This is a genomic window from Massilia sp. TWR1-2-2 (assembly GCF_049897565.1).
Taxonomy (GTDB): domain Bacteria; phylum Pseudomonadota; class Gammaproteobacteria; order Burkholderiales; family Burkholderiaceae_D; genus JAFCUW01.
Genome location: NZ_JAFCWM010000063.1, coordinates 1 through 11,983 on the forward strand (window position 1 = coordinate 1; position 11,983 = coordinate 11,983).

Below are 11,983 nucleotides of genomic sequence, written 5' to 3' on the forward strand. Positions count from 1 at the left end.
CAGTAGAATCAAAAATTCACACTGCAGGCCGCGCTTCTAAATTGATGTCAAGTGTTTTTGTGTCTACGTTGAAAATAAACCATCTAACTGCACATTAAATGCTAACTTGGGTGGATTGGACCCGGCCCCGGCGAGCAAGTCGAAACGATGCTCAGCTATTCGTATTTGGAGGACTTGGACCGGGAAGGCCAGGCCTATACGCGCCGCCTAATCGGGTTATTAACGCTGATGATGATGAAATATAGCTCACCCGAAGTAATGGGCCGTTACCCGGTCGGACCGATAACACCAGCAACGCAAATAATTAACCACGGCAGGGCGGTTGTAGACGACAAAGCGCTAATGCCCACGCATTTGATGCTTAGCCTAGACCCGGTAGCGGAAGCGCTAGAGATGGTCGAAAGGGGCAGTGATAAGCGGATTTCGCGCCGCGTGACAGTTCGCAGGATAGACGCTGCGGACCTCGCTAAACGCGGCGGCGACGCGACAGCTATGGACGTTGGCGCCATCGTGTTAGAGATGCTGAAAGACCTTTACCCGTCGATATTCGCGCGGTTCCCCGCGCTGGCATAACCGGCGCTTTGGACCGGGCGCAGCGCCGCCCGGTCTACTTTTTTTAGGTTCCCTAAGTTCATCACGGGTTTGCGCTAGCCTCAAGAAATTCCATAGGGGGATTGAGATATTTCTTTTCAGCGGCCTTGCCTGGCGAGAGTGTAAGAGGAACGACCGGCGAGCCACATCGCGCACCCGGGGGCATGCCGAACATGCGCGCATATTCACGGCTGAACTGTGACGCGCTTTCATAGTTCTGTCGGCGAAGGGACGCCGATAATTCTAGCGCGTGCCGTTGTCGTTTGGCGACCTGGTCACCGCCTGGAAGTCGACCGGGATTCCGAATATCGCATGTTCGACGTCCTGCCGGAAGGTGTCGCCGCCACGCCTGAAGGTCCGTCGCTGGAAGAACGCGTTGCCAACCGCGCCAGCGCTGTGGCGGAAGCAACTGGCATTGATGGCACTGTGGCGCGCGCGCATTAATACCGTTAACGGTTATTCATACACGCCGCTCGTTGCCGTTGAAGCGCTGCGCCTGGTAGTGGCAGGTCAGTTCAAGTTTGGCTTCCAGACCCCGGCCACCGCGTTTGTCGCCGGTTTTGCCCTCTCAATTCCAGATACCCGCATCATCGACATGGTGTAGGGCCGCCGCCGGCGTGGTCAAGTGAGTACAAAGGAAGCCAAAAATCGAGCTTGTAGCCGAGTGTTTGTATTCAAGGTCGATAGTGGCGGCGCGATTCACGCGAGACGCGACATTCGCGCGAGTTTTGCGTATATTAGCTACACGGTTACGGACTCATCCGTACCGCGAATCCAAGCCAAAGACCGCGAAGGCTGCCACAAGAAACGGCCACCGATGACCAAGCGCCGCACCTCTCTTTCGCATCCACCCCAGCAGCCCGGCTGGGGCGCGCTGTCGCTCGACATGCTGCTGTCGAACCTGCCCGGCGCGGTATACCGCTGCCTCAACGATGCGCATTCGACGATGGAGTTTGCCAGCGCCGGCATCGAGGCGCTCACCGGCTATCCGCCCGACGCGTTCCGCCCGCCGTCGAAGCTCACCTACGCCAGCATCATCGAGCCGCAAGACCGCGTGGCGGTGGCCGCGCAGCTCGAGGCGGCCATCGCCGAGGGCAAACCGTACCAGGTGTCGTACCGGATCCTGACCTCGAAGGGCGCGACCAAGTGGATCTGGGAACAAGGCGCCGGCGTGGTCGACGACAGCGGCGCGGTCGTCGCGCTGGAAGGTTTCCTGGCCGACTACACCAGCGCCAAGAACGCCGATGCGACCATCCGCGAGCACGCATCGATGCTCGACAAGGCGAGCGACGCGATCTTCGTCATGAACCTGGCCGGCACCGTCATCTTCTGGAACAAGGGCGCCGAAGGCTTGTTCGGCGTCGCGCCGCAGCAGGCCATCGGCTGCCGCTATGCCGACCTGTTTGCCATGCCGGTCTCCGGCTACCGCAAGGCCCATCACGCGGTGATGGTGGAAGGCGAATGGCGGGGTGAAATGAGTTTGGCGCTGCACGACGACACCACCGTGCATACCGCGATGCGCTGGACACTGGTGCCGGCCGATGCCGACGCCGGCACGTCGGCGAAGATCCTGGTGATCAGCTCCGATATCAGCGAACGCAAAAACGCTGAGGCGCGCGTGCACCGCATGGCGTATTTCGATCCGCTGACCGACCTGCCGAATCGCGCCCGCTTTCTCGACACGCTGCACCACGCGCTGCTCGGCAGCGCGCGCAACAACCGCATTGGCGCGCTGATGTTCTGCGACCTCGACAACTTCAAGTCGATCAACGACACACGCGGCCACGCCGCCGGCGACTGCCTGCTGCAGGCGGTGGCGCGCCGGCTCGAACGCAGCGTGCGCGCCACCGACATGGTGGCGCGGCTGGGCGGCGACGAGTTCGTCGTGCTGCTGCCGGCTGAGGACGAGACCTTCCTCGGCGGCGCGCGGCGTGCCGAAAAAGTCGCCAGCACCATCCTCGAACTGATGGCCGCTCCCGTGCGGCTGGCCGGCGACTCCGAGTCGATCTCCGCCAGCATCGGCATCACCTTGTTCTCCGGCTCGAACGAGACGGTCGAATCGGTGCTGATGAAAGCCGACGCGGCGATGTACCAGGCCAAATCGGCCGGCCGCAAGACTTACCGTTTTTTCGACCCGGTGATGCAGGAATCGATGGCCGCGCAGCTGAACCTGCAGCTGTCGCTGCGCACCGCGCTGGCCGACGACGAGTTCGTGCTGTACTACCAGCCGCAGGTGGGGTCGGACGGCGCGGTGATCGGCGCCGAGGCTCTGATCCGCTGGCAGTGCAAGGACGGGCGCATGATCCTGCCGGGCGACTTCATTCACGCGGCCGAAGCGAGCGGGCAGATCGTCGAAATCGGCCATTGGGTGCTGGCCACGGCCTGCAAGCAGCTGGCGCACTGGTCGCGCTGCCCGGCCACGCAGCACCTGACGCTGTCGATCAACATCAGCGCGCTGCAGTTTCTCGAAGCTGATTTCGTCACCGACACCGAGGCCATCTTCGCCGCCACCGGCGCCGACCCGCACCGCGTCAAGCTCGAGCTGACCGAAAGCCTGCTGGTGACCGACGTCGTCAGCACGGCCGAAAAGATGGAGCACCTCAAAGCGCTCGGCGTGATGTTCGCGCTCGACGACTTCGGCACCGGCTACTCGTCGCTGTCTTACCTGCGCAAGCTGCCGCTCGACCAGCTAAAGATCGACACCACCTTCATGCGCGATGTGCTGACCAGCCGCAGCGACGCCTCGATCGTGCGCTCGATCATCGCGCTTGGCGAGAGCCTGGGACTGGAAGTGCTGGCTGAAGGCGTCGAATGCATCGGCCAGCGCGATTTCCTGCACGACGCCGGCTGCGATGCCTACCAGGGTTTTCTGTACCGGCCAGGACTGCCGGCGGAAGGCTTCATGCAGTACGCGACGGCGCACCTGCGGGCGCCGCCGATGGGCCGGCACCCGGGCTGACGGCGCGTTCGGGCTAATGCGACGACGACAGTTTCATCAGGATGAGGCCGGAGAGGATCAACAAGGCGGCGCAGGCGCGCGTCAGGTTCCACTGCTCGCCGAGGAAGACGATGCCGGCGATGAAGGCGCCGACGGCACCGATGCCGGTCCAGATGGTGTAGGCGGTGCCGAGCGGCAGCGTTCGCATCGACAGCGCCAGCAAGGCAAAGCTGATCAGCATGCCGACGATCGTGACGACGGTGGGGACAAGTTTTGTAAAGCCTTCCGATTGCTTCATTGAAAACGCCCATACGACTTCAAACAATCCGGCGGTTACCAACATGATCCAGGCCATGAAGGCTCCTTTTAAAGAGCCGGGCCGTCCCGGACATTCGCGCCCGAAATGGGGGAAGTCGTTCTTCCACTTACAGCGCAATTATAGCCCGCCCGCGCAATTGGCTGCCGCCAGCGCATGCCGGACTGGCGAGGTATGATTGTTGATCTCAAATGCAAGGAGCTTCAATGACTGATTCCACCTACGTGCCGCCGACAGTGTGGGCGCCGGCCGCCTCGGGAGGCAAGTTCGCCAATATCAACCGCCCTGTTGCCGGCGCCACGCACGACAAGGCGCTCCCTGTCGGCAAGCATCCGCTGCAGCTGTATTCGCTGGCCACGCCGAACGGCGTGAAGGTGACGATCATGCTCGAAGAGCTGCTCGCGCTTGGCCACGCCGGCGCCGAATACGATGCCTGGCTGGTGCGCATTGACGAAGGAGCGCAGTTTTCGAGCGGTTTTGTCGACATCAATCCGAATTCGAAGATTCCGGCGATGGTCGATCACAGCGGTTCGAAGCCATTGCGCGTGTTCGAATCGGGCTCGATCCTGGTCTACCTGGCTGAAAAATTCGACGCTTTCCTGCCGAAGGAAATCGTGGCGCGCACCGAGACGATGAACTGGCTGTTCTGGCAGATGGGTTCGGCGCCGTTCGTCGGTGGCGGCTTCGGCCACTTTTATGCGTACGCGCCGGAAAAATATGAATACCCGATCAACCGCTACGCGATGGAAACGAAACGCCAGCTCGACGTGCTCGACCGTCAGCTGGCGACCAACCGTTTCGTCGCCGGCGACGAGTACACGATTGCCGACATGGCGATCTGGCCGTGGTATGGCGGGATGGTGCTGGGTAAGTTGTACGAAGCCGCGGAATTTCTGTCGGTGCACGAATACAAGAACGTCTTGCGCTGGGCTGACGAAATCAACGCGCGCCCTGCCGTCATCCGCGGGCGCAAGGTCAACCGCGTGTTCGGCAATCCGGATGAACAGCTGGCGGAACGGCACGATGCGGCCGATCTGGATTGACGTGAAAATTGCCACGCACACTCAATGTGCGTGGCGATTTTTCATTGGGGTCCGCGCAGGCCGTGGCGATTAGAACCGGTAGCCCACGCCGAGCGACAACAGGGTAGGATCGACTTTCACCTGGCTGACGACAGCGCCGGCGACCTTGACGTCGCTGCGGATGTTGACGCGCTTGATGTCCAGGTTCAGCGACCAGTTCTTGTCGAGCTTGAAGTCGACGCCAGCCTGCACGGCCAGCCCGAAGCTATGGTTTTCCAGCCCGCCCGCGCCGTTCAGCAGGTGCGCGCTGGAAATGCGCGTGTAGTTGACGCCCGCGCCGACGTACGGCTTGAATTGGCCGATGGGATCGAAGTGGTATTGGGCCAGCAAGGTCGGCGGCAAGTGCTTGAAGCTGCCAATCACGGCGCCATCGAGCAGGACGTCGTGCTTCTGTGGATAGGTCAGCACCAGTTCAGCGGCCAGGTTCGGCGTGAAGAAATAGCTGATATCGACTTCGGCGATGGTCTTGTCGGACACGGCGATCCGGTTGGCTGCGCCGATGCCGCCCAGTGGCGCCGATTTGTCGGCCGGCGACAGGTGCGTGGCGCGGGCGCGCACCAGCCATGGGCCTTCTTGCGCCTGCGCCTGCGCCGTTGCGCCGAACACACCGAGCAAACTCATCGTTACTGCAATCATTGAACGCTTGAACATTACTTTTCCTCTTCGTTAGTATGAGAGGAAGTTTATTGATCAAGCACAACAAAATCGTTGATGTATGTCAAAAAATTGACGGTATGGCGGAAAACTGTATCACGTTGAAATGCAGCGCACACGGCACGCTCTGCAGATATCGACTGATCCTGTTAACGCTGTGGTGTCTGAAGGGGTACGGTAATGCTGATCGGCGCCGGCGACGACGCCGGGCCACTTGGCGCTGCGTTGTTGAGAACGAAGGTCATGATCGTGATGGTGGCAATTCCCAGGCCAGAAACCGTCCCAACGATCCACTTGACCATGCTGGAACCCAGATCGGCCACATCCGATTTTGTGGCTGTTGCATCAAGTCGGGTCTCTATCCTGGTCAGTCGACCGTCGATGGCGCGCAACTCTGCGCGCACTTCTTCGGCATATTTTTCGAGCTCCGCGTCCCTCGATTCCATGTACCGATCATCCTGCGGCGCAGGGCCGCTGTCAATTGTGCGCGCTACCCTTGATTGAGTACGCGCATCCACGGCGCGGCGGCAAAATGCCGCGCCTCGAACTGTTCGATGGCGGCATGATGCTTCAGCGTCAAGCCGATCATGTCGAGTCCCTCGATGATCATCCTACGGTTACGTTCGCCAATGGTGAACGCAAAGGCCCGGCCTGATGGCGAATGTACCTGCATGCTCTCAAGATCAATCTGTAACTGGTGCGCCGGATCGGTGGCGACCTCGACAGCGAGCGCGTCGACCAACACCTGGTCGAGCGTAATCAGCAGCAGCCGGTTATTGAAGGCATTGCCGAAAAATATCTCGCCGAAACTGGACGCGATGACCGCCTGCACTCCTAGCTGCAGGAGTCCCCAGACGGCATGTTCCCGGCTCGAGCCGCAGCCGAAATTGGCGCCGCCGATCAGGATTGCCGGCTTTTCGTAGCCTGGGCGGTTCAGCACAAAATCGGGCCGCGGATCGCCATTGCCATCGAAGCGCAAATCGTACAGCACGCCCTTCGCCAGCCCCGCCTTGCCGATGATCCGGAGGAACTGCTTCGGCATGATCTGGTCGGTGTCGAGGTTATCGATTGGAATCGCCGCGGCGACACCAGCAATCCTGTTAGCAGTTTCAACCATGTTGTTCTCCAAAGTTGCGGACGTCGCAGATGGCGCCGACGATCGCGGCGGCGGCCGCCATTTGCGGACTCATCAGGTGGGTACGGCCTTCGCGACCCTGGCGGCCTTCAAAGTTGCGGTTGGTTGTCGACGCACAGCGCTCACCGGGCTCGAGGATGTCGTTGTTCATGGCCAGGCACATCGAGCAGCCTGGCTGGCGCCATTCGAAGCCGGCATCGATGAACACCTTGGCCAGCCCCTCCTCTTCCGCCTGCCGGCGCACCGCACCAGAACCGGGCACAACCATTGCGCGCACGCCGGCGGCCACCTTGTTGTTGCCGACGATGGCTGCCGCCGCGCGCAAGTCTTCGATGCGGCTGTTGGTGCAGGAGCCGATGAACACGCGGTCGATCGGCGTGCCGCACAGCGAGGCGCCGCCCTTCAGGCCCATGTAGTTGAGAGCGCGGGAGGTAGAGTCCCCGTCGCCGGCGGATGGAATCAACCCGGTGATCGGTATGCCCTGATCGGGACTCGTGCCCCAGGTGACAAAAGGCGCCACGTCGCTTGCGAGCAAGCTGTGCTCGACGTCGAACTCGGCGCCGTCGTCGGAACACAGGTCATCCCAATCCGCCTGCGGCACGCCGCCGCGCTCTGCGTCGACAGGCGACGCAACGTGCTCGGCGATGTACTGGCGCGTGGTCTCGTCCGGCGCAATCAGCGCCGCGCGGGCGCCGGCCTCCACCGCCATATTGCACAAGGTCATGCGCGCCTCGACCGACAACGCGTCGATCGTTTTGCCGCAAAATTCAACCGCGAAACCACGGGCACCCTGGGCGCCGATCGAGGCGATGACGAACAAGGTCAGGTCCTTCACCGACACGCCCGGCGGCAGCGCGCCGTCGATCCGGATCCGCATCGAGCCGGCGATGCGATACACCAGCGTCTGGGTCGCCAGCACGTGCTCGACTTCCGACGTGCCAATGCCAAACCCGAGCGCACCCAAGGCGCCGTAGGTGGTCGTATGGCTGTCGCCGCACATGATCACCATGCCTGGCCGCACATAGCCGCGTTCCGGAGCGATGATGTGTTCGATCCCCTGGTCCGGGTCATTGGTGTCGAACAGCCGGATGCCAAACTGCTCGCAGTTGCGCCGCAAATTAATTGCCAGCAGCGACGACGACGGATCGTTGATCACGCGCTCGCCGACACGGTCCGGATCAGAAGGAATGATGTGCGACACCACCGCCATGTGCTGGCTGGGTCGCAGCACCGGCCGTCCCTTGTCCTTCAGCCCGGTGAACGCCTGCGGGCTGGTGTACTCGTTCATGATGTGAAAGTCCGCGTACAGCAGGATGTGCTGGTCGTCGATGGTGGCCACCGTGTGCGAGTCGACCAGCTTTCTGTATAGCGTGCGATGCATTGTTGTTCCCCGTTATGTGTCGATTACTCGCCGGTGATGCCGCGTTCCTTGATCAGCTTGTTCCAGGTGACCAGTTCCTTGGCGACGCGCGCCTGGGCTTCCGCCGGCGACGATGGTGTCGGATCGAAGCCGTCATTGATCAGCTTCGCTTTGAGTTCCGGCGAATTGAGCGCGGTATTCAGTGCTGCGTTGAGTTTGTCGATCATTGGCTTCGGCATATTTGCCGGCGCAAACGCGATGAACCACGTGTCGAACGCGTAGCCAGGCACGCCCGATTCGGCCAGCGTCGGCACATTTGGCAGCAGCGGCGAGCGCTTGGTGCCGGTCACGCCGATGGCGCGCAGCTTCTCACCCTTTACGTGCGGCACGGCGGCCGACAACACGGGGAAACTCATGTCGACCATGCCGGCCATCGTGTCGAGCAGCGCGGGCCCGCCGCCCTTGTACGGGACGTGCAGGATCTCGACCTTGGCCACCGTCTTGAACAGTTCGGCCGACATATGGAAGGTGCTGCCGGCGCCGGCCGAGCCGTAGCTGTGCTTCGTCGGATTCGCCTTCAGCAAGGCAAGGAGCTCCTGCGTATTCTTGGCCGGCAGCTTCGGATTGACGACCAGCACGTGCTGCGACGACGCGATCATGCCGATCGGCGCCAGGTCTTTCAGCGTGTCGTACGGCATCTTGGCAAACAGCGCGGGATTGATTGCCAGCGACACCGTCTGCAAGCCGATCGTGTAGCCGTCGGGCGCTGACTTCGCCACCGCATCGACGCCGAGGTTGCCGCCGGCGCCGCCCTTGTTTTCGACAAAGATGCTGCCGCCCAAGGCCTTCGCCCATTCATCGGAAATGCGGCGCGCGACGATGTCGGCGCTGCCGCCCGGCGCGTACGGCACGATGAGTCTGACAGGGCGCGAGGGATACACATCTGCGGCGCTGACGTTTGCGGACATTAAGATAGCAGCGGCAAGTACGCCCAGGTTCAGTTTCATTGTCGTCTCCAATTGTCGTTTTATAGGTCGGGCTTTTGACGCCAGTGTGTCGATCATATTCGAAAATCGCCACGCTATAATGCAGTTATTAGCAATTCATTCGGTCGGAAAGGTAACGAATGGACATACTTTCGGACCTCGCGTTTTTTGCCCTTGTCGTACGGCGCGGCAGCCTGGCCGCGGCCGCGCAGCAGATCGGCATCACCCCGCCCGCCGTCAGCAAGCGTCTTGCCGGACTCGAAGAGCGCCTGCGGGTGCGGCTGCTGAACCGCACCACCCGCCGCATGAGCCTGACACCTGAAGGCGAAATGTACCTGGCCGAAGGCGAGCGTATCACCGCCGACCTCGATTCCCTGGAGCGCAAGCTCGCCGGCGGCAGCGTGGTGCCGCAAGGCCTGCTGCGGATTAATGCCACGCTCGGGTTTGGACGGCGCCACATCACGCCGCAGTTGTCGCGTTTCGCGCTGCAGTATCCTGAAGTCGAGGTGCAGCTGCATCTGAGCGAGCGCCCCGCCAACCTGGTCGAGCAGGCATTCGACATCGGCATCCGCTTTGGCGAACAGCCCGATGCCAGGATCACCGCGCGCAAGCTGGCCGACAATCGCCGCTTCCTGTGCGCGTCGCCCGCCTACATCAAGAAGCGCGGCGTGCCGGCCACGCCGCGCGACTTGCACGATCACAGCTGCATCGTACTGCGCGAGAGCGATGAGACTTACGGCAGCTGGCATTTCCGCTCCGGCACGCGGCAGGAAACGGTGAAGGTGCGCGGGCCATTGAGCACCAACGACGGCGACGGCGCGGTGGCGTGGGCGCTCGACGGCCATGGCATCGTGCTGCGGTCGGAATGGGACGTCGCGCCGTATCTGCGAACGGGCCGGCTGTGCCGGATTCTCGGGGATTGGTCGGCGCCGCCGGCCGACATCTATCTACTGTTCGCGACCAAGGCGCACTTGCAGGCGCGCACCCGCGCGATGGTGAACTTCATGCTGGAGGCGTTTGCCGAGCATCGGAGCGATGCCAAGCTGGCGCGTCCAGATGACGAGCTGTTCTGGTAATCTGTCCGTTCGCTTCGCCCTCGCTGACACCAATGGAAATGGCATGATGGAAAAAGTAATTCTGATTACCGGCGGTGGGCGCGGCATCGGCGCGGCCTGCTCGCTGCTCGCCGCCCAGCGCGGCTACAAAGTCTGCGTCAATTACAGAACCGACGCCACCGCAGCGTTGAACGTGGTCGCCGCCATTGAAGATGCCGGCGGCACCGCGCTCGCAATCGAGGCCGACGTATCCGACGAGACTGAGGTCGTACGCATGTTCGCGCTGGTGGACGAGCGCTTCGGCAGGCTCGATGCGCTCATCAACAATGCCGGCATCCTGTCGCGCCAGATGCGCGTCGAGCAGATGGATGCAGCGCGGATCAACCGCATCATGGCCACCAACGTCACCGGCAGTTTCATGTGCGCGCGCGAAGCGGTGCTCCGCATGTCGACCAAGCACGGCGGCGCCGGCGGCAGCATCGTGAATATCTCGTCGCGTGCCGCGGTACTCGGCTCCGCCGGCGAATATGTCGATTACGCTGCCTCCAAGGCGGCAATGGACGCGCTCACGATCGGGCTGTCCAAAGAGGTCGCCAATGAAGGGATCCGCGTCAACGGCGTGCGCCCCGGCCTGATCGATACCGAGATGCACGCGAGCGGGGGTGAACCAGGCCGCATCGACCGACTCAAGTCGTTTGTGCCGATGGAACGCGGCGGCGAGCCGGTCGAAGTGGCCAAGGCGGCGATATGGCTGATATCGAATGACGCTTCGTACAGCACCGGGACGTTCATCGACGTGTCGGGCGGCCGCTGAACGCATCATCGTCGTGCTCGACGGCATGGCTCCCCTTGTTGACTTGACCATTTTTAATACCGCCGCGGTACATATCTCGTATCGTAGTTGTCTGTATCGACACCCTCTTTACGAGACGAAACTTAACATGGAGAATTCATGACCGATTTGAAGATATTTGGCGGCCAGTGCCAGTTCTGTTTGGGTAGTGCCAGCGATGAGAAACGGATTGACGGTATCGTTGCCTCGCTCATGGCGCTAGGGCGCGTAATACAAGCGGATGAAGCACGCGGCAGCGTATATGACTCTGGCACGTTCACTTTTTTGTGATCTGATTACTTGTAATAATTCCGGTCAATTCAGGCGCATGCTGCGGGTCAATATGCCACGATTATAAAATATCAACTCTAATTTAAGTCCGGTTATGACTTGCTTAGAAGTAACATATTTTCTTAACAACTCTGGAAGGTTCGCTATGTTTACACCTCAGACTCCGCCCCATGAGTTAGCAGAATTAGTTAAGCTTCGATCCGAGATCAATGATGCGCGTGAAAATAGAGCCGGTGAAGAGGTATTGGCGGAATTACTTGCCAATTTTACACGTGGGTATCACGCTCCCCAAACATTTGAAAATTATAAAAACGTCTGGTTTCGCGCCCAAAAATTGGACAGTGGCAAGCGAATCGAGAATGTTTATAAGTTAATACACAAGGCCGGCGGAAGTGAACGTTATGGTCGGGCTAGTCGACCAAAATCTGAAGTAATTTACGCAGCATGGGACGAAAAAGTCGCCATGGATGAAATTAAAGTAGTTGAGGGAGATCTAGTCCAGATAATAACCCTTCGCCTGATTATGTTCTTGCCTCAGCCTTTCCCAGCACCATCCATTTTGGACACGGTCTCGTCTGTGCCATGGCGACTGCCAGTCGCGGGACCATGGCGGCCATATCAGCCCGGCGATTGAAGCGGTATTGGACCTCGGCGAGATAGCGCCGGGCGTACTTCGCAAATTTAAACGCGTGATGAGTTCCGGACAAGGCTGTTTTCAGGTTACCCAGCAAGACGTTGAGCCA

Annotated in this window: 14 protein-coding genes; 7 read left to right on the forward strand and 7 right to left on the reverse strand. The window is 60.8% G+C overall.

Annotated elements, in window-relative coordinates; genetic code table 11:
• Positions 1-147: 147 nt before the first annotated feature.
• From ACP7DD_RS25915 to ACP7DD_RS25925, 3 genes are all read left to right on the forward strand, one after another.
• A complete protein-coding gene (locus ACP7DD_RS25915; protein ID WP_426178207.1) occupies positions 148-573 on the forward strand; it encodes a hypothetical protein in 426 nt (141 codons plus the stop codon).
• Between the two features lie 268 nt (positions 574-841).
• Positions 842-1,195, forward strand: a complete 354-nt coding sequence (locus ACP7DD_RS25920) for a hypothetical protein (protein ID WP_426178209.1) — start codon at positions 842-844, stop codon at positions 1,193-1,195.
• Between the two features lie 213 nt (positions 1,196-1,408).
• A complete protein-coding gene (locus ACP7DD_RS25925; RefSeq protein ID WP_426178211.1) occupies positions 1,409-3,550 on the forward strand; it encodes a putative bifunctional diguanylate cyclase/phosphodiesterase in 2,142 nt (713 codons plus the stop codon).
• A gap of 13 nt (positions 3,551-3,563) precedes the next feature.
• Here ACP7DD_RS25925 and ACP7DD_RS25930 read toward each other — a convergent pair whose 3' ends face one another.
• A complete protein-coding gene (locus ACP7DD_RS25930; protein ID WP_426178212.1) occupies positions 3,564-3,884 on the reverse strand; it encodes a DMT family transporter in 321 nt (106 codons plus the stop codon).
• 167 nt (positions 3,885-4,051) lie between these two features.
• Between ACP7DD_RS25930 and yghU the strand changes: the two genes are divergently transcribed.
• The gene (gene yghU / locus ACP7DD_RS25935) at positions 4,052-4,888 is read left to right on the forward strand and encodes a glutathione-dependent disulfide-bond oxidoreductase (RefSeq protein WP_426178214.1); all 837 of its coding nucleotides are present in this window, start codon (positions 4,052-4,054) and stop codon (positions 4,886-4,888) included.
• 69 nt (positions 4,889-4,957) lie between these two features.
• Here the strand turns inward: yghU and ACP7DD_RS25940 are convergent, their stop codons facing one another.
• The 5 genes from ACP7DD_RS25940 to ACP7DD_RS25960 form a co-directional block, all read right to left on the reverse strand.
• The gene (locus ACP7DD_RS25940) at positions 4,958-5,578 is read right to left on the reverse strand and encodes an OmpW/AlkL family protein (protein WP_426178216.1); all 621 of its coding nucleotides are present in this window, start codon (positions 5,576-5,578) and stop codon (positions 4,958-4,960) included.
• Between the two features lie 152 nt (positions 5,579-5,730).
• Positions 5,731-6,027: a hypothetical protein gene (locus ACP7DD_RS25945; RefSeq protein ID WP_426178217.1), complete on the reverse strand. Its 297-nt coding sequence runs from the start codon at positions 6,025-6,027 to the stop codon at positions 5,731-5,733.
• A gap of 44 nt (positions 6,028-6,071) precedes the next feature.
• A complete protein-coding gene (leuD, locus tag ACP7DD_RS25950; RefSeq protein ID WP_426178219.1) occupies positions 6,072-6,698 on the reverse strand; it encodes a 3-isopropylmalate dehydratase small subunit in 627 nt (208 codons plus the stop codon).
• Entirely contained in the window at positions 6,691-8,097 is a 1,407-nt protein-coding gene (gene leuC / locus ACP7DD_RS25955) for a 3-isopropylmalate dehydratase large subunit (RefSeq protein ID WP_426178220.1), read from the reverse strand. Before leuC ends, leuD begins: the two co-directional genes overlap by 8 nt.
• A gap of 23 nt (positions 8,098-8,120) precedes the next feature.
• The gene (locus ACP7DD_RS25960) at positions 8,121-9,083 is read right to left on the reverse strand and encodes a tripartite tricarboxylate transporter substrate binding protein (protein ID WP_426178222.1); all 963 of its coding nucleotides are present in this window, start codon (positions 9,081-9,083) and stop codon (positions 8,121-8,123) included.
• A gap of 119 nt (positions 9,084-9,202) precedes the next feature.
• On the opposite strand from ACP7DD_RS25960, the gene ACP7DD_RS25965 reads away from it, so the two are divergent.
• The 3 genes from ACP7DD_RS25965 to ACP7DD_RS25975 all read left to right on the forward strand — a co-directional run bounded on the left by ACP7DD_RS25965 (position 9,203) and on the right by ACP7DD_RS25975 (position 11,240).
• On the forward strand, positions 9,203-10,138 hold the full coding sequence (locus ACP7DD_RS25965; RefSeq protein WP_426178224.1) for a LysR family transcriptional regulator: 936 nt from the start codon (positions 9,203-9,205) through the stop codon (positions 10,136-10,138).
• 43 nt (positions 10,139-10,181) lie between these two features.
• Complete coding sequence (locus tag ACP7DD_RS25970; protein WP_426178226.1) at positions 10,182-10,931, forward strand: SDR family oxidoreductase; 750 nt, start codon at positions 10,182-10,184, stop codon at positions 10,929-10,931.
• 138 nt (positions 10,932-11,069) lie between these two features.
• On the forward strand, positions 11,070-11,240 hold the full coding sequence (locus ACP7DD_RS25975; RefSeq protein WP_426178228.1) for a hypothetical protein: 171 nt from the start codon (positions 11,070-11,072) through the stop codon (positions 11,238-11,240).
• A 521-nt stretch (positions 11,241-11,761) separates the two neighbouring features.
• Here ACP7DD_RS25975 and ACP7DD_RS25980 read toward each other — a convergent pair.
• Positions 11,762-11,983, reverse strand: a 222-nt coding sequence (locus tag ACP7DD_RS25980; RefSeq protein ID WP_426178230.1) for a transposase, incomplete at its 5' end; no start/stop codon positions are given.